Genomic DNA, 18,352 nt, shown 5'->3' on the forward strand with positions numbered 1-18,352 from the left:
AATGATCGTAGTGAAAAATAGATGGTACAACCCTTAGGGAGGGCATGTAAAAATTCAGAGTATACTCGCTTTAATATCTAAAATAAACTCTCAATAATCTTCTCGTCCGTAATACCCTCGGCTTCCGCTTTATAGTTTTTGATAATTCGATGTCTTAGGATTCCTGTAGCAACAGCTTGTATATTTTCAATATCTGGCGAGAATTTCCCAGTAGTAGCTGCATGAGTTTTTGCTGCCAATATTAAATTCTGGGAGGCTCTTGGTCCTGCGCCCCAATCCACAAATTCTTTTACAATATCAGCCGCTGTATCTGCATTTGGTCTGGTCTTAGCGACTAAAGAAACCGCGTATTCTATCACATTATCCGCCACAGGAATACGACGAATTACATTCTGAAAATCTATAATCTCCTGAGCCGTAAATAAGGCATTAACCGACAATTGAATGTCCGTTGTGGTTGCTTTTACCACATCTACTTCTTCTTGAAACGAAGGGTATTCTAAGTTTATGGCAAACATAAAACGGTCCAATTGCGCTTCTGGTAGCGGATAAGTTCCTTCTTGCTCAATTGGGTTTTGTGTAGCTAACACAAAATAAGGTAAGTTTAATTTATACTGATGACCAGCTACAGTAACTGCGCGTTCTTGCATCGCTTCCAACAATGCCGCTTGCGTTTTTGGAGGTGTTCTATTGATCTCATCTGCCAAAATAATATTGGCAAAAATTGGGCCTTTTATAAATTTAAAATGTCGGTTCTCATCTAATATTTCGCTACCCAGAATATCACTTGGCATTAAATCTGGCGTAAACTGAATCCGCTTAAAATCCAATCCTAAGGCTTGTGCAATAGTATTGACCATTAAGGTTTTTGCCAAACCAGGAACACCAACTAAAAGCGAGTGACCACCAGAAAAAATAGAAATCAATACCTGATTAACAACATCGTCTTGACCAATAATAACTTTAGCAACTTCTTGCTTTAACGCAGCATACTTCTTAACAAAATTTTCAATTTTAGCAACATCAGACATATACGCTTATTTTTTTAACCAATTACTTTGAAAATCACAATCCCTGTACTCACCGTTGATTTTAATGTAAGTATCTTTAATGGTTTCCGTTTGCCATTTTTCAACAGCTCTAATTTGTTTGTCTTGTAAAGCTAAATTTTTAATCTTAAGATAATCCTTAGCAAAGTCTGCTTCGTGATCATCAATACGATCTGTAACGGTTAATATTTTAAATTTTATTCTATTAATTCGATCTTCATCTTGAAAAACCTCACTGACTTCTCCATCCTTCAAATCCTGAATTTGGGAATACAATTCTGGATCCATTCTAGTTAATTCAAAATTGAAATCTTGTGTGGTGGGATTGGTCATTTGTCCGCCTTCATATTTAGTTTCTTTTTCGTCACTAAATTCTCTTGCCGCTTGGGCAAACGTCAAAGTACCATCAACGATTTTTGCTCGCACCTCTTCAATTTGATCCTTAGCTTTTTTTATAGCTTCTTGTGTTAATTCTGGACGTAATAAAATGTGTCTCACATCGTATTCTTGACCTCTAATTTTCTCTAAAAGTATGATGTGGTAACCAAAATCCGTTTCAAAAGGTTCTGAAATTTCCCCTTCTTGCATGGAGAAAGCAACATCCCTGAACTCCTTTACCATTCTTGGTTGTTTTCTGTTTAGGGTATATTTTCCACCTGTTGATTTAGATCCAGAATCTTCTGTATAAAACAATACCTTGGTCGTAAAACTAGAACCATTTTCTTCCACATCTCTCTTAAAACCTTTTAGTCTATCAACGACATCTTGTTTTGCTTCCTCTGTGACTTCTGGGATAATTACGATTTGCGCCAACTTTAATTCGGTACCAAAGGTTGGTCGCTCGTCTTTTGGAATATCGTTAAAAAAAGTTCTCACCTCTTCCGGAGTTACTTCAATATCTCCTGTCACCTTAGCTTGCATTTCCTGTGCGAGATAACCATTTTTATTAATCTCATACATCTCTTCTCTCAATGCTTGTTCGGAATCTTTTTTGTAATATTTAAGCATTTGATCCATATCGCCATTCATCTGAGCCAAAATACCTTGTATTTGTTGATCTACACGCGATTTTATCTGTAGTTCATTGACAATAACACTATCTTGAATAGCTTGGTGTGAGTACAGTTTACTTTCTAATAGACTTCCAAAAAGTTCACATCTTGTCAAGCCTTTTAAATCTGCTCCTTGCGCTTCTAACTGCGCTATTTCCCGATCTAAATCAGATTCCAGAAGAATAAAATCGCCAACCACAGCGGCTACGCCATCGGCTTTGATACGTGTTTTATTAATCACACTATCCTTTGGTTTTTCCAATGGTGCTGGTTTTTCATCATCAATGATTTCTTGGGCATTGCTGAAATTGAAAGACATAAAGCCAACTAAAATGACGGCTTTAATTATAAATTTGGAACTTATTGTTTTTAATGGCATCTTTTGTAATATCATTTTCGAGTTGCTTGATGAGCTCTAATTTTCTCTTGTTTATAACAATTTTGTTGATCGACGTATTCACATAATCCAAAGGTGCATAGTCGTTTTGAAGGCGTACGTCATTAACTTGCATCAAATATAGGTTTAATGAATCTTTGAGTTGTAAGAAATTAGTTTTTTTTAACAGTTGATTTTTATTTGAATCGTTTATAATCGGAATTTTTTCTGCTACACGATTCAACTTGATCCAAATAGAATCGTTTAATGAGAAGGATCTAAATTGTACAGAAATAGAATCTAAATACGCTTTGTCCCTGGCTTTGAATCGTTTAAAACGGTTCTTTATGGTATCTAAATTAATAGGATTAAGCGGTAAACTTATATATCTAAATTGAACCAAATCGTCATTCAGTTTAAACGATTCTTTGTTGGCCTCGTAAAACAATTGCGCCTCTTCTGGCTTAACTATGGTGTCGATATTTTTCTTAACCAAGCCTTCTAAATACGCTTTGGCATATAAGTCATTTTTATATTGATCCACTAATTTTGAAAACTCATTTTGCTTTTCTTCAGAAAGGTTGACTAAAGCACCTTCCATCAACAGCAATTGCCTTGCCCATCGATCAACGTATGCGTTTACCAGTAATGTACTGTCTTCTTTAGAAGCACCTTTTGGCACAATATCCTTAATATCCTCTTTGTAAAGATAGTTGTCGTTAACCCTAGCAACTGGCTCTAAATTATCTGAACTTTTAAAAAAGTCACAGCTGGTAAAAAGCAAGCTAAGAAGAAATATGTATAAGGTGTATTTCAAAAATATGTAATTAGTTTCCTATCGTATCTTTTACAGTATCAAGAACATCTTGATTGACTTCAATCTCAAAACGATCATATAATTCGCTGATCCAGTTTGCTTCTAGCTCAGTTTGATAATCATTAATCACGTTTCCTTTAGCTTCTTCCAATGTTTTTTGTCCTGCTGGCAAAACCGCCTTGACATCAATAACATGAAACGCTTCGTGATGTTCATAGATATCCGAAATTCCTTTTTTCGCTTCAAAATTAGAAGGTAAAATAGGATTATCCGCTTTATAGGTGCCTTTTGTAAAAATCACATTTTGCTTATCCGAAGTATTCAACGCTTCTTTGATATCTTCTTCAGACTTTCCTTTTTTCATTAGTTTAAGGATTTTCTTCATGTTGGATTTCTCTGCAGAGGTTGCCATGACCACATCTACTCTATCGCTCCATTGGTATTTAGATTTATTCTTATTGTAATAAGCCTCTATACCGACCGAATCTTTTGAGGCCTTGTTCCATACTTCCTTTTCCATTAAATCGAACAATAAAAGACCATCTCTATATTCCTTTAGGATATTTGCATAGTCTTCATTTTCAGCTTCCAAATTATCTTCTCTATATTGAAGGATCGATTTTTCAAAAAAGCTTTCGAACTCTTTATCGACGATATTTGAAAAAGGTATATTCTTGCCAGTGTAAATACGTTGCGCTGTTACCAAATGCTTTCCGAATGCGTCATAAGTAAATGGTGTTTCATTTATTGTGAAAACGGTTTCATCCTTTTTAAAATTATCAGGTAAGGCCCAAGTACGATTATAAAAATCATTGTTCAAAATAGACGTAAAATAAGGTTTTGCTTCAGTATTGAAATCTATTTTATAGTTCTTCTTAAGCTTGGTCACCATTGCCTCATTAATCAATTTTGATCTTGAATCCCGTTTTACTTTGTTTTCAAAAGTTGCCTTTACCTCTTCAAAAGATTCATTTGGCTTCAATTCAATTCGTTTCACAATGTGCCATCCATAAGCCGTTTTGAAAGGCTTACTCACATCGCCATCATTTTTTAGTGCAAATGCTTGATCTTCAAATTCCATAGAACTTAACTGTCCGCTTTTAAAAGGTGTAATCTTTCCACCGTTTTTAGCTGAACTTTTATCTTCTGAAAATTGTTTTGCCAAGGACTCAAAACTTTCGCCTTGATTCAGTTTTTTATAAATTTCATTAATGCGCTGTTCTGGATCTCTGAGCGAATCTTTAGACGCTAAATTTACCATGATGTGGGCAGCCGTAATCGTTCCTCGTGATTCACGTTTATCATTAACCTTTGCAACGTGATAGCCGAATTGCGTTCTAAACGGCATAGAAATTTCACCAACAGGTGTGTTGTAAGCAGCCGATTCAAAATCGTAAACCATTTTAAAGGCAGAGAAATAGCCCAAATCTTCAATAAAAATGGTTTGTCCATTGTGCATTTCTGCTTTTACTTTATCAAAACCTTCCTTTAGAGCACGCTCTCTTAAAGCCAAGACTTCATTGTAAGCCTTTATAGTATCGTTTGCAGTAGCATCCAAGCGCACCAACATATGTGCAGCATTAATATCTATATTACTGCGATCATAAGCTTCTTTCACCAAAGCATCAGTCACTTTGTTTTCTGAAATATAATTCTTAATCAATTGCTTTTGATATCTGGAGAACTCTCTTTTATAATTCTCGTCCTCGTCCAACTTTAAGCGCTTGGCTTCCTTTAATTTCAACTGATATTCCGTAAACAGTTTTAAATAACCATCAATATCCTTTTGGCTTTCATCCTTTACCAAATCCAAATTTTTATTGTAGACCCTCAAAAATTCTGAAGCCATGATTGGTTCACCATCTACTTTAAGAAGTACTTGGTCTTTCTCTTGGGAAAAAGACATATTTAGTGTGAAAAACACCAAAAACAAACATTGAAATTTTAAACTCATAATGTATTCTATAGGGTTATATAATGTATTCACTTTTCAAACTCAGCAAAAATAACATAAATAGCGTATTTAGCAAGGCGCTTAAAAGGCAATATTATAATTATTATAACTTATTTCGTAGTAAAAATCATACCAGTATGATAGGTTGGATATTTTTACAATGATTTTAACAATTAAAACAGTTTAACGTCGATTAGATGAAACTATTGCTAACCGTTTTTATACATTTATCAAAATTCCCTCAGCATGCAGTACAATACTGAAATATTGATTGAAAAACCGATTTCAGAAGTTATAAAAAAAATGAATTCTGCATCGAACTTGAAACATTGGCAAGAAGGCTTAGTGAGTACCGCGCACATTTCTGGAATTCCCAACGAGCTTGGTGCAAAAATGAGATTGAACTACGAATTTGGAAACCGTAAAATGGAAATTATTGAAACGGTTACAAAACAAAATTTTCCTACTGAATTTCACGCCACCTATACCACCAAAGGCATGCGAAACATTCAGAAAAATTATTATAAATCTGAAAACGGATTTACAAATTGGACATCCATCAACGAATTTCAACCCACAAACTTTATGATGAGCATGATGTTGTTTTTTATGCCTGGTGCTTTCAAAAAACAAACAAAAGCCTATATGACCAACTTTAAGAATTTTGTAGAAAAAGGAATTTCCGTCCACAAACAACAATCCTAGACCATAACAACCATGAGACAATTAAAATTAATTTGGGATTTTAAAGGACCAACAGGACAGAAAACCGCGGAACATCATTTGATCCATTTAAAAGAATATATCCTAAACAATAAGCTCGACATTACTATAACTGGTGTTGAAACCCTAAGCGAAATGCACAGTTTGGCTTATTTGGTGGTTGATGAAAACGAAATGAAGCCTATAAGGGATGCTTTGAAACCTCATCGTGGGCAAGTTTATCAATAAGAAAAAAGCCCATCTTCCGTCTTCCCATAGAGAAAAAACTCCTCACTCATATGTTAAGTTGAGAAAACTTGGTTTTATTGACTTAAGCCTTTGCTTATAAAAGAATTTCATACTTAAAATCCCGGCACCACACATTAGTCTTACGACTTTTCTCTTATCCATTTTTATTTTTTCTGGTTCTTGATTCTTTATTCGAGTACTTTTTATTCGCGTTTCGAATTAAAACAATCGCTTCAACAATGCCTGAATAAAACGTTTTGGTGGAACGGAAAGAATAATCTTTAAATCCTCCATTAGTGTTGATTCTTCATCTAGAAACTTAAAAACAGTCTTGATGTTTGCCTTTTGAAACATGGAAGAAAATAATGAGGCACCTTCATCGTTATGATTGGCTAATACATCTAGAAAAATTAAATCGTAAAATCTAAATTTTGTTTTTCTTTGAAATTTAGATAAGTCCTCTTTTTCCTTTAAAAAATCAATGACTTGTTTTGTCTTTTTCGATGTGTTTTTAAAAGTATAACCCGTACTGGCTTTTGTCCAACCGCCTGCTGTCCCTATATTGAGAATATGTTTCGAATTTAAGTCTTGAAATTTAAAAGAAGTCATTGGAATGTTGCCTTTTTCTTTTTCAATAATTTCGTATTCTGATATGTTTTTTTTATTTAAGTAACTTATTATATTATTTTCATAATCAGAATATTCCAATAATTTTTTAGAAAACAAAGTATATTCAAATAGTGCCGTTTTTTTATCTATTGGTAATACATACATAAAGCGCGTATTTCCATTTTGAGGCACATTAAAATCCATGAATGTTGCCAAGGAATCATCAAACGTATCCGTTTTTGTTTTTACGAACCAACCGACAAAATGTTGTTGTAAAACAGGGTATTTTTGCTGAGATTTATAAGTTTCAGGATTTGGCAAACTGTTAAATAGTTTTGAGCCAAAATAACTGCCGTTTTTGGTAATGACCTGAACTCCTTTTTTTAATTCCGTAAAGTTATCTACAGTATCTTCAATAAAACTGAAATTAGATTTTTGATTTATGCTTTTCCAAAGCGATTCGTAAAACGCTTCACTTCTAATCATTTTATATTGAAATGGCGAAATTGGAATGGATTTCGAAAACATAGCACTTCCAAAGTAAACGGTATCCCACGTTTTAGTTAAGAGCGCATCCCATTCTCCTGCGCCATTTTCCCAAAAGCACCAAGTTCTATCATTGCCTTTGCCTTTTGTTTTATCTATAATCAGAACCGACTTATTACCAAAGAAAGCCTCTTGCGACATTCGATATGCCAGCATTAATCCTGAAGCTCCTGCTCCTAGTATGATATAATCGTATTGAGTCAATTGCGTTTTTATAAAATTAAAATCTATTTCTCATGCCTACGTTCGGCATATTCATAACCTTCTTTCCACCATTTTTCCATGAGTCGTTTGCTGAAAATCAACGAGTTTTCGGTAAGACTTGTGGGTGTGTAGTATAAATTTAGTTTTACATTTTTATTTCTAGCCGCGAGTTTTCCGATGATAATATCATTGCGTTCCACTTGGTTCAGCAAATGCCCAAAAAGGCTAATCATCAATGAAAATGGATTTTTACCCAATACTTTTTGTTTCCCCAATGTTTCCGCTTCCAAAACAATGGCATCAACCTCAGTTGCACCTCGCTGAATAGCTTCCCTAATTGGAATTACGCTTCCTAATCCACCATCTGCATATTCATAACCATCAACTTTTACCAAGGACATAAATGGGATGTAATTACAGGAAATCCAGATCCAATTACAGAATTCTTCATAAGAACAGTCTTGAATGGATTTATATTCGACGCGATTCATCGATAAATTTGAAACCGTGACTATAACATCATGCTTTTCCTTTCTGATTTGCAAATATTCTTCGTAAGTGACATTTTTTCTAATGTTTTTCCTTAGTGCCTTACTTTCACCAAACGTTCGTCTGCGTCTAATAAACTGCCAAAGAGAATTTACAAAATCAATAGATACATATTCCCTGTCTCCTTTTTTTCGTTGTACAAAAGGACTGACGCTAAAAATATCGTGCTGCTGTACATTGGTAAATATATCGTAGAGTTTTCCAATTTTATTTACAGCTAAATGTGGGACTAAAAGGCTTCCTGTTGAAGTTCCTAAAAACATATCGTAATTATGTTTTTCACGCTCTATGAGGTATTGCGCTACGCCGCCTGCAAAGGCTCCCTTACTTCCGCCACCTGATATAACTAATGCTCGCATCTATTGATTACCTATGGTTTTTGATTTTTTTCATAAACGAAACTGCATGATACGATTTCATTGTTCAGTTTCCAAAGGACTTAGCTCTTCATTTTTATATTTGGCGTAATTAAATCCACTTTCCCACCATTTAGTCATTTTTATCTTATCAAAAATTAAGGAATTGGTGGTTAAAACGGTTGGTGTGTAATAAAAATTAATGATAGCTTCTTGATTTGAAGCCACAAATTTACCGATCCTAATATTTTGACTTTCGATTCTATCTAACATAAAAGCAAACATATTAGTCAATAATGAAAAGGCATTTATCGAAGGCATTCTGTTGAGTTGTGAAACTTCCGTTTGTAAAATAATCGCATCTACTGTTGTAGCGCCACGTTTGATGGCTTCTTCAATTGGCACCATTGACCCAAGTCCACCATCAGCATATTCGCAACCATTTTTCTTGACTAAAGACATAAATGGCGTGTAATTACAGGAAATCCATACCCATTCACAGAACTCCTCATAGTCAAAATCCTTTATCGATTTATATTCTACATGATTAAGAGACAAGTTTGAAACAGTAACCACAATTTCCGTACGACTGTTTTTTAGTTTAAAAAATTCTTCTTTCGATAAGGTGTTTTTAATGAGTTTTTTCAAGTTCAAACTCGTTCCAAACGTTTTATGACCTTTTAATAAATTTAAAAGCACCGTGAGATGATTAATACCAATCGTAACTACGCCCTTTTTTCGCTTTGTTATAAAAGGACAACTATCAAAAATAGCTGCTTGATTGACATTGGTATAAACTTCCTTTATTTTTTCTACGTTTTTCAAACCTAAGTGAGACACCAACAAACTTCCTGTTGAAGTGCCAATAAACAAATCGTATTGATGCTTTTTATTTTCAATAAGGTATTGCGCCACACCACCCGCGAATGCGCCTTTGCTTCCTCCTCCTGATATGACCAATGCTCGCATTAACCCTTATTTTTCGCTAGTTCTTCAGATAATTCTTTAGCAAATTTAACCAATCTCCAGTTATGGTGTGATTTTGCGTTTTCTAATTTAGCCATACATTCCTCATTACAGGATTTTATCATTTTTAAATACCGGAATGCATTCATTCTCAAGTCTGCATTGTGCTCTTCACCTGTATAACTCAACAGCTCACTAAACAAGGCCTGTTTGTTGTCTGCTTCATAGAATGGTGTACTGAGATTTAGCACAATCCATAACAGCCTCACATTTTTATCGCTGAAACCAACGACATTTCTTGTTTTAAAAAGATATTTTGCCCGATCCTCAGGAAAACTGGACCAAAGATTGTACAAGGCATTTTCTATAGTAATATAAGATTTATCATCTAAAAGCGTTTCATAGTCGTCCTTTAAACTTTTTGGTATTTGACGAACGTGCTGAGAAATTGCTTGACGCACTTTTAAACCGTTGTTAAATGTTTCGGCAGTCACAAGCTCTGGAACTTGTGAAATGATTTTTGCTTTAGCCTCATCTGAAACATAATATTTAAGGTATTCGGCACACTTAGAGGATTTAGCAAAGCAATCTACCATTAAAAATTCGTTTATATAGGTGGATTGCTGTTGCAATATATCAAAGGCATTATCCACAGGAAACGCTTTTTGCTTAATCCATAAATTTACAAAACTAGACAAAGATCTTCCATACACGCGCTCAACTTCTTTGATAAAATCAGAGGTTTCCACATTATCAAATTGGTATTTCTCGAGGTAATTTTTCACGGCTTGCCTAAACACCTTGTCGCCAACTTTTGTTCGTAAGGCATGCAACACCCAAGCGCCTCTTTGGTAGAACGTCAAGCTACTCGACTCAGGATTCAAAAGTGACGTGCCACTTCCCGAAAGATCTTGTTTACCTAACTCTATTGCAGACTCCAAAAGTTTAAAATAAAAATGGTCATCTCCAAAAATATCGCGCTCAGCCAATGAAGCATAATAGGTTGCAAATCCTTCCTGAAGCCAATGATGTTCGCCAGATTTTGCCGTTACCAAATTACCAAACCATTGATGCGCCAACTCATGTGCATTAACATTGACATAGTTTTTATCATTAAAACCAATGGAATCGACTACAAAGGCATCCGAAAAAATAGTGAGACTTGTATTTTCCATGCCAGCATATAGAAAATCGTGTACGGGAACTTGTTTGTAATTTTGCCATGGATAAGCGTAACCTATTTCTTCTTCCAGAAAATCGAACATTTGTTTTGAGTAGCGATAGGTCTGTTCAATTTTTAGGGAATCTTCTGGGTAATAATAATATTCCAGTGGAATGCCGCTTTTTGAAGTTTCAGTTTTTTCGTTGTATTTGCCTATTGCTAATGCTACTAAGTAGCTTGACATTGGTTTTTTCATGTCAAATTTTACAATTCGCATATCAGGATCAAATATTGTCATTTCAGAATCCATCTTACCATTCGAAAGAATTTCGTATGATGGTTTGAAAGCAATTGACAAATCAAACTCTACTTTTTCATTGACATCATCAAAACTTGGCAACCAATTACTTGTGTACTTTCCTTGACCTTGCGTCCAGATTTGCCAATTGTTTTTTCTTTTAAAAAAATATAGCGCTTTTTTAGGCTGAGCAGAATATTTAAAAAAAACATCATACTCCTCACCAGCTTTATAATGACTTAATAGCCATAATTTATTACCATCATATTTAAACTTAACTCTGTCGTGATCATCCAACTCAAAAGTAAAATTCATATTCTTAGCATCAACAAATACCGAATCCACATCCTTTAGTATTTTAAATTTTAGAGCAACAGACCCACTGATTTTTGACGAATCGGGCTCAAAAGACAATGCAGTCTCTAATTTTAAAAAATCTACATAATCAGTCTGCTGAGCAAAGGACAAACTCGCAATTAAAAGGCAAAAAAGAGCAAAATTTTTCTTCATATATTTAATCAAAATCAAGAACAAGACCAAAGTAAAGATTTTATATGGTTACTTAAAAGTTAGTCATTATAAATAACATAACTTTAATGATTCTTCATTTTTTCAGGACGACAAACCAAAGCATAGTCTCTAAATAAAGTTAATTCATAAAAGAGATTCCTGCCTTCGCAGGAATTAATTAAATTCGCAACTATGAGCGTGAATTTACAAACTCCCATTGATTACCTAAAAGGTGTTGGTCCGAACCGGGCGGATTTGTTGCGCTCAGAATTGGGAATTAAAACCTATCAAGACCTCATTAATTTATTCCCAAACCGCTATATAGATCGAACTAAATATTACAAAATCAACGAATTACAGCGCAATAATGCTGAAGTTCAGATTATAGGACAAATAACTGGATTTAGAGAAGTCGCACAAAAACGAGGTAAACGTTTGGTTGCTGATTTTAGAGACGATACCGGAATGATGGAGTTAGTTTGGTTTCGTGGCCAGAAGTGGATTAGAGAAAGTCTAAAAGTTGGCCAACCTTATGTGATTTTCGGAAAGACCAATTGGTTTAGCGGAAAATACAGCATGCCTCACCCTGAAATTGAATTGCAGTCCGAACACGAAAATAATTTACGTTCTGCCATGCAAGCCATTTATCCTTCCACCGAAAAATTATCAATTAAAGGGATTACGAACAAAGTGGTCTCTAAAATAATGCAACAATTGTTTTTGGAAACCAATGGACGATTTACAGAAACTCTACCCGACTCCCTTCGATCCGAATTAAAATTAATTTCAAAATCTGACGCCCTTTTTAATATTCATTTTCCGAAGTCTCCAGAACTACTTTCCAAGGCTCAATTTCGACTAAAATTTGAAGAATTATTTTACATTCAATTGCAGTTAATTATTAAAAACCTCATTCATAAATCAAAAATAAAAGGCTTTACTTTTGACAAAGTAGGCCACTATTTTAATACGTTTTACAAAGACCTTTTAGCGTTCGAATTAACCAATGCGCAGAAACGGGTTTTAAAAGAAATTAGGCAGGATTTAGGAAGCAATGCCCAGATGAATCGACTTTTGCAAGGTGATGTAGGCTCTGGAAAAACCATTGTCGCCTTTATGTCAATATTGATGGGGCTTGACAACGGTTTTCAATGTTGCTTAATGGCTCCGACTGCTATTTTGTCAGTCCAACACTACCAAGGATTAAGTAAGTTATGTAAACCACTTAATATCAGTATTTCATTGCTTACTGGCTCAACTAAAACTTCAGAACGAAAGGAAATTCATAAAAATCTTGAAAACGGCAATTTACAGATCTTAGTCGGTACACATGCACTGCTTGAAGATAAGGTTAAATTCAAAAATTTAGGGCTCGCCATTATCGATGAGCAACATCGTTTTGGCGTGGAACAACGGAGTAGATTATGGCACAAGAATACCTCTCCTCCACATATTCTTGTGATGACCGCAACTCCAATTCCCAGAACCTTAGCCATGTCAGTTTATGGTGACTTGGATATCTCTGTAATTGACGAATTACCAGCCGGTAGAAAACCGATAAAAACGGTTCATAGATTTGATAGTAATCGTCTGAAAGTTTTCAAATTTATAAAAGATGAAATTGCTCTGGGAAGGCAAATTTATATCGTCTATCCCTTAATTCAAGAGAGCGAAAAAATGGATTATAAAGATTTAATGGATGGTTATGAAAGTATATCGCGAGAATTTCCAATGCCAGATTATCAAATTTCAATTGTTCATGGCAAAATGAAACCAGCAGACAAGGATTTTGAAATGGAACGTTTTGTGAATGGCGAAACCCAAATCATGGTAGCCACAACGGTTATTGAAGTTGGTGTCAACGTACCGAACGCTTCAGTAATGATTATTGAAAGTGCGGAACGGTTTGGTCTATCACAATTACACCAATTGCGAGGACGTGTTGGTCGTGGTGCAGAACAAAGTTATTGTATTTTAATGACTAGCCACAAACTTGGAGAGAATAGCAAAACCCGAATACAGACTATGGTCAGTTCTACTGATGGCTTTGAAATTGCTGATGTGGATTTAAAACTTAGAGGTCCTGGCGATATCATGGGAACACAACAAAGTGGTGTTTTAAATCTTAGAATTGCAGATATCATAAAGGATAAGGATATTTTGCAGCAAGCACGTTATTATGCTAAAAACATATTAAAGCTTGATCCCAGTTTAAAATTGACAGAGCACAAACCGATTCTTAACACCTATAGGGAAATGAGTAAGTATCGGAATATTTGGAATTATATTAGCTAAAAAAAAGACACCCAGTTAAGGATGTCTTTCAGTATTTTAAGTTTTGCTTATTTATGAGATTACGCAGTCTGCTCTTCATGTTTACCTTCATAAACTTCTTCAACGATTTTAGCGTTGAATGCTGGTAAATCATCAGGATTTCTGCTTGTGACCAATCCAGAATCTACAACCACTTCTTCATCTACCCAATTAGCACCTGCATTTATCATGTCGGTCTTAATTGAGCTATAAGAGGTTATTTTTCTGCCTTTTAGGACACCTGCTTCCGCTAATAACCAAGGACCGTGACATATTGCTGCTACTGGTTTATGGTTGTCAAAAAATGATTTTACAAATGACACTGCATTTTTATCGTTTCTTAATATATCTGGATTTATTTGACCTCCAGGCAAAACCAAAGCGTTGTAATCTTTTTGATCGACTTCGCTCAGTGTTTTATCAACCTTGTAGGATTGGCTCCAATTTCCATCAGACCAACTTTTAATCTCTCCAGATTCCAGAGATACAATATGTACGTCTGCTCCTGCGTTTTCCAAAGCTTTCTTTGGTTCTCTTAATTCGCTTTCTTCAAATCCGTTTGTAGCTAATATAGCTACTGTTTTTTTATTTAAATTTTCCATTTTTATGTTTTATTATGTTATGTGTATAATTTTCTTTTCGTAGTATTCAAATTCAATTCAATAGGTTAAACCTAACTAACCACGGCTGAAGATGCACTCAAAGCTTCCCCTATTAGCGTATCGCCTTCCAAAATTTCAAATGTTGAATTTTTAGGCGCATCATCATGCAGCGCCCTAACTAAGGTTTGTGCAACATCTGCCCTACTGATTTCGCCTTGTTTGTTAAATTTTGCTTTTAATTCAATTTTTCCCTTTCCTTCGGAGTTATTTAAAGTGCCTGGTCTTACAATCGTATAATTCAATCCACTGTTTTTAAGATGTTCGTCGGCATTTTGCTTAGCTTCTAAATAATCTTGCAGATCTTCAACGGCTTCAGGATTATCAGCTCCCATGGAACTTAGCATTACAAATTTTTTCACATTCGCCATTTTTGAAACAGCTATTAAGCGTTTTGCCCCTTCTTGATCAACTTCAACGACGTTTTTACCTCCAGAGCCAGCAGCAAATATCACTTTATCAATACCCTCAATGGCATGCGTTAGATCTTCGGTTAAATCGGCGCATACCGTATCAATCTTTTGATTTGAAAACTGATCCATTTGTTCACGCTTTCTTACCATTGCGATGGGATTAAAGTATTGTGAAGCTTTTAAAAGTTTAACTATTTGTTTTCCCGTGGTGCCATTAGCACCTGCGACTAGTATATTTTCCATTATTTTTTATATTAACTATTTACGTAAAATGCATAAATGACGCCTGGCAACCATCCTATTAAGGTTAAAATTAAACTAATAAGAAACTCTGTCCCTAAGCCATGTTTTAGAAAAACCGCTAAAGGTGGAAGCAGAATACATAAGATTACTGTTAGTATTGACATAATTTTTGATTTTTTTGGTTCAATTCGAAGTTACTTAGAATTACCACCAAACCTTATCGCTAATGGATTCTATATTAATCCGATTAATAATTTGGCAAAATTTTATGATTGTAATAGAATTGATCTATTTTTAAGCATCTTAAAACTTTTATTCATTTCACTTATTATCGGTTTAAACCTTCCTTTCGTTTATAATTTTAAAAATTGAGGAATAATATTATTAAAAATTGTGATAAAACTATAGTTGAACACTAGCAAAATCTATGGGTACGCAACTAATAAAATTTAACCAACAAAAACCACCAACCAAACACGATGTCTAAACTAAAAACGCTTTTAAAGAACCTTGGTCCTGGACTTTTATTTGCTAGTATGGCCATAGGTACGTCGCATTTAGTTCTTTCCACAAAGGCTGGCGCACAATATGGCTGGATTATGATTATTCCAATCATCTTAGCCAATGTCTTAAAATATCCTTTTTTTGAGTTTGGTATTCGCTATACTAATGTTACAGGAAAAAGTATTATTGAAGGTTACCATAAAAGAGGCAAAGGCTATTTGTGGCTTTATGCTTTGATAACTTTGATAACGAGTGTGGCAGGTCCTGCTGCACTTTGTTCGATAACCGCAGGACTTTTTATCAACCTCTTTGGTATTGAAGGTATTTCCTTTACTACGATTGCCGTTTGCTTATTTGTTTTTAATAGTATTTTATTAATTATTGGTAAGTATAAACTTTTAGAGACCACTTTAAAATTTCTAATTCCTATCCTATTTATTGCTTTGCTGGCAACAACTATTCTTGTTATCAATTCAGGATCGGCAACGACCATAGTTAACTTTGATCCACCTAAACTATTTGACGAATTAGGTGTTTTGTTTTTGATCACATTAATTGGTTGGATGCCTACAGCTGTTGAAGCCAGTAGCTGGTTGAGTCTTTGGAGTGCTGAAAAATATAAGGTTGACCAATATAAACCAACTTTGAAAGATGCGTTACGGGAATTTAATACGGGTTATATATTAACGGCTAATCTTGCTATTTTCTTCCTAATTATTGGATGTATGACACTTTACGGTTCTGGAACCGAATTGAGCGGTAATGCCATAACCTTTGCGGATCAGGTCATCACGTTATTTACCATCCATATTGGTGATTGGGCCTATGTTTTTATAGCAGTATCTGCCTTTGCAACAATGTACAGCACTTGCCTTACGCAACACGATGCCATTTCGAGGGTTAGTATTGATATCATTGGATTACTTGTTGGAAAACATGAAAAATTTGCTGGTAAAAAATACTACGCTATAGGCATCATTATTATAGCTATTGTTAGCATAGTTGTCCTCTATACTCTGGGTGCTAATTTGGAATTAATCCTTGCAATTGCAACAACGACCTCATTCGTTTTGGCACCAATTATTGGGTATATGAATTTGAGAAATGTGATGAGCAGTGATGTTCCCGAAGCTGATCGTCCTAAAAGAGGATTACAAACATTGACTTATCTCGGAATCAGTTTTTTGTCATTGCTGGCGTTTTATTATGGTTGGATTTTGATTTTTTGAAATTAATGGCATTCAACTAAGACTATATTTTCATATCGAAAAATTCACCTGTTGCGAAAACAAGTTCATTAATCAGTGGAAGAATTTGTTAACGTGAATAATTAGGGGCCTCCTTAGTAATTGTCACATCATGTGGGTGACTTTCGTTAATGCCAGAACTTGTAATCTTTACAAAACGACCTGATTCTTTTAAGGTTTCGATGTCTTTGGCACCACAATAACCCATTCCTGCTCTAAGACCACCTACAAATTGATGGATACTTTCTACCAATTCGCCTTTATAAGGCACACGACCAACAATACCTTCTGGCACTAATTTTTTGATATCATCTTCTACATCTTGAAAATAACGGTCTTTACTTCCCTGTTTCATGGCTTCAACAGAACCCATGCCTCTATAAGATTTGAATTTTCGGCCTTCGTAGATAATGGTTTCTCCCGGACTTTCTTTTGTTCCCGCTAAGAGCGATCCTAACATTACGGTATCTGCTCCTGCTGCAATCGCTTTAGGAATATCGCCTGTATAACGAATACCTCCATCAGCAATAACAGGAACACCAGTGCCTTTTATCGCAGCAGCTACTTCTAAAACCGCAGAAAACTGAGGAAATCCAACGCCTGCCACTACTCTAGTTGTACAAATTGAACCTGGACCAATTCCGACTTTAACGGCATCTGCACCAGCTTCAACTAAATATTTTGCGGCTTCACCTGTCGCAATATTGCCGACAATAACTTCAAGCTTAGGGAATTTCTTTTTAATTTCTTTAAGCACCATGACTACGCCTTTGGTATGACCATGAGCTGTGTCTATAATTACCGCATCAACACCAGCTTTTACCAAAGCTGAGGCTCTTTCTACCGCATCACCTGTAACTCCAATAGCAGCAGCCACACGCAATCTTCCGAAAGTATCTTTATTAGCATTTGGCTTTTGGGTCACTTTAGTAATGTCTCTAAATGTAATTAGCCCTACTAATTTAAAGTTGTCATCTACGATGAGTAATTTTTCGATTTTATTTTGTTGAAGTATTTTTTCAGCATCCTTTAAAGAGGTTCCGACAGCGGCAGTAACCAAGTTTTCCTTGGTCATAACTTCTACGATTGGCTTAGTGTTTTCGTGCTCGAAGCGTAAATCGCGATTGGTTACAATCCCTTTTAGTTTTCCGTCGTCATCCACAATCGGTATGCCGCCAATACTATGTTCTGCCATATTGGACTTGGCATCGAAAACTGTTGCCGTTAATGGTAAGGTAACTGGGTCGATGATCATACCGCTTTCCGCACGTTTTACACGACGCACTTTATCAGCTTGTTGCTCAATCGTCATGTTCTTATGCAACACACCTATTCCGCCTTCTTGTGCCATGGCAATTGCCATTTTACTTTCGGTTACCGTATCCATTGCTGCGGAAATCACAGGAATGTTAATAGTAATGTTTCGTGTAAATTTTGTTTGAATATTGACTTCGCGTGGTAGTACTTCAGAAAATGCTGGAACTAATAGGACGTCATCGTAAGTGAGACCTTCACCTAAGATTTTATTTTCGTGTGCTGTCATGGCAATTAGGATATAATTGCGCACAAAGATA

Annotated in this window: 16 protein-coding genes; 4 read left to right on the forward strand and 12 right to left on the reverse strand. The window is 35.2% G+C overall.

The features are described 5' to 3' along the window. Nucleotides 1-77 precede the first annotated feature (77 nt). The 4 genes from HM990_RS09800 to HM990_RS09815 are packed head-to-tail and all read right to left on the reverse strand — an operon-like array spanning nucleotide 78 to nucleotide 5,248. Complete coding sequence (locus tag HM990_RS09800) at nucleotides 78-1,031, reverse strand: AAA family ATPase (RefSeq protein ID WP_178988762.1); 954 nt, start codon at nucleotides 1,029-1,031, stop codon at nucleotides 78-80. Between the two features lie 6 nt (nucleotides 1,032-1,037). Then, nucleotides 1,038-2,480 (reverse strand): peptidylprolyl isomerase, encoded by a 1,443-nt coding sequence (locus HM990_RS09805; RefSeq protein ID WP_229719427.1) that lies wholly within the window; start codon nucleotides 2,478-2,480, stop codon nucleotides 1,038-1,040. After that, on the reverse strand, nucleotides 2,443-3,294 hold the full coding sequence (locus tag HM990_RS09810; protein ID WP_229719428.1) for a peptidyl-prolyl cis-trans isomerase: 852 nt from the start codon (nucleotides 3,292-3,294) through the stop codon (nucleotides 2,443-2,445). The genes HM990_RS09805 and HM990_RS09810 overlap by 38 nt, the downstream gene beginning before the upstream one ends. Before the next feature lie 10 nt (nucleotides 3,295-3,304). Continuing rightward, nucleotides 3,305-5,248 (reverse strand): peptidylprolyl isomerase, encoded by a 1,944-nt coding sequence (locus HM990_RS09815; protein WP_178988764.1) that lies wholly within the window; start codon nucleotides 5,246-5,248, stop codon nucleotides 3,305-3,307. 246 nt (nucleotides 5,249-5,494) lie between these two features. Here HM990_RS09815 and HM990_RS09820 point away from each other — a divergent pair, with 246 nt between their 5' ends. Together HM990_RS09820 and HM990_RS09825 are read left to right on the forward strand one after the other, a co-directional pair. After that, nucleotides 5,495-5,953: an SRPBCC family protein gene (locus tag HM990_RS09820; RefSeq protein WP_178988765.1), complete on the forward strand. Its 459-nt coding sequence runs from the start codon at nucleotides 5,495-5,497 to the stop codon at nucleotides 5,951-5,953. Nucleotides 5,954-5,965: 12 nt separating this feature from the next. Further along, nucleotides 5,966-6,199: a hypothetical protein gene (locus HM990_RS09825; RefSeq protein WP_178988766.1), complete on the forward strand. Its 234-nt coding sequence runs from the start codon at nucleotides 5,966-5,968 to the stop codon at nucleotides 6,197-6,199. Between the two features lie 219 nt (nucleotides 6,200-6,418). Here the strand turns inward: HM990_RS09825 and HM990_RS09830 are convergent, their stop codons facing one another. The 4 genes from HM990_RS09830 to HM990_RS09845 are packed head-to-tail and all read right to left on the reverse strand — an operon-like array spanning nucleotide 6,419 to nucleotide 11,399. After that, entirely contained in the window at nucleotides 6,419-7,558 is a 1,140-nt protein-coding gene (locus HM990_RS09830; protein WP_178988767.1) for a lycopene cyclase family protein, read from the reverse strand. Between the two features lie 23 nt (nucleotides 7,559-7,581). After that, nucleotides 7,582-8,466, reverse strand: coding sequence for a patatin-like phospholipase family protein (locus tag HM990_RS09835; protein WP_178988768.1), 885 nt, complete (start codon nucleotides 8,464-8,466; stop codon nucleotides 7,582-7,584). 57 nt (nucleotides 8,467-8,523) lie between these two features. Further along, the gene (locus tag HM990_RS09840) at nucleotides 8,524-9,432 is read right to left on the reverse strand and encodes a patatin-like phospholipase family protein (protein WP_178988769.1); all 909 of its coding nucleotides are present in this window, start codon (nucleotides 9,430-9,432) and stop codon (nucleotides 8,524-8,526) included. Next, a complete protein-coding gene (locus HM990_RS09845; RefSeq protein WP_178988770.1) occupies nucleotides 9,432-11,399 on the reverse strand; it encodes a M1 family metallopeptidase in 1,968 nt (655 codons plus the stop codon). The genes HM990_RS09840 and HM990_RS09845 overlap by 1 nt, the downstream gene beginning before the upstream one ends. Before the next feature lie 192 nt (nucleotides 11,400-11,591). Here HM990_RS09845 and recG point away from each other — a divergent pair, with 192 nt between their 5' ends. Next, nucleotides 11,592-13,694 carry an ATP-dependent DNA helicase RecG gene (gene recG, locus HM990_RS09850; RefSeq protein WP_178988771.1) on the forward strand — a complete coding sequence of 701 codons (2,103 nt, stop codon included), beginning with the start codon at nucleotides 11,592-11,594 and terminating at the stop codon, nucleotides 13,692-13,694. A 59-nt stretch (nucleotides 13,695-13,753) separates the two neighbouring features. On the opposite strand, the gene HM990_RS09855 is transcribed toward recG, so the two are convergent. From HM990_RS09855 to HM990_RS09865, 3 genes are all read right to left on the reverse strand, one after another. Beyond that, nucleotides 13,754-14,314: a type 1 glutamine amidotransferase domain-containing protein gene (locus HM990_RS09855; RefSeq protein ID WP_178988772.1), complete on the reverse strand. Its 561-nt coding sequence runs from the start codon at nucleotides 14,312-14,314 to the stop codon at nucleotides 13,754-13,756. 71 nt (nucleotides 14,315-14,385) lie between these two features. Further along, the gene (locus tag HM990_RS09860) at nucleotides 14,386-15,027 is read right to left on the reverse strand and encodes an SDR family oxidoreductase (protein ID WP_178988773.1); all 642 of its coding nucleotides are present in this window, start codon (nucleotides 15,025-15,027) and stop codon (nucleotides 14,386-14,388) included. An 11-nt stretch (nucleotides 15,028-15,038) separates the two neighbouring features. Beyond that, entirely contained in the window at nucleotides 15,039-15,191 is a 153-nt protein-coding gene (locus HM990_RS09865; RefSeq protein ID WP_178988774.1) for a YqaE/Pmp3 family membrane protein, read from the reverse strand. A 315-nt stretch (nucleotides 15,192-15,506) separates the two neighbouring features. Between HM990_RS09865 and HM990_RS09870 the strand changes: the two genes are divergently transcribed. Then, nucleotides 15,507-16,760, forward strand: coding sequence for an NRAMP family divalent metal transporter (locus HM990_RS09870; protein ID WP_178988775.1), 1,254 nt, complete (start codon nucleotides 15,507-15,509; stop codon nucleotides 16,758-16,760). Nucleotides 16,761-16,848: 88 nt separating this feature from the next. Here the strand turns inward: HM990_RS09870 and guaB are convergent, their stop codons facing one another. Beyond that, the gene (guaB, locus tag HM990_RS09875; protein WP_178988776.1) at nucleotides 16,849-18,321 is read right to left on the reverse strand and encodes an IMP dehydrogenase; all 1,473 of its coding nucleotides are present in this window, start codon (nucleotides 18,319-18,321) and stop codon (nucleotides 16,849-16,851) included. Nucleotides 18,322-18,352 lie beyond the last annotated feature (31 nt).

It is taken from the genome of Winogradskyella schleiferi (genome assembly GCF_013394655.1).
Classification (GTDB): Bacteria; Bacteroidota; Bacteroidia; order Flavobacteriales; family Flavobacteriaceae; genus Winogradskyella; species Winogradskyella schleiferi.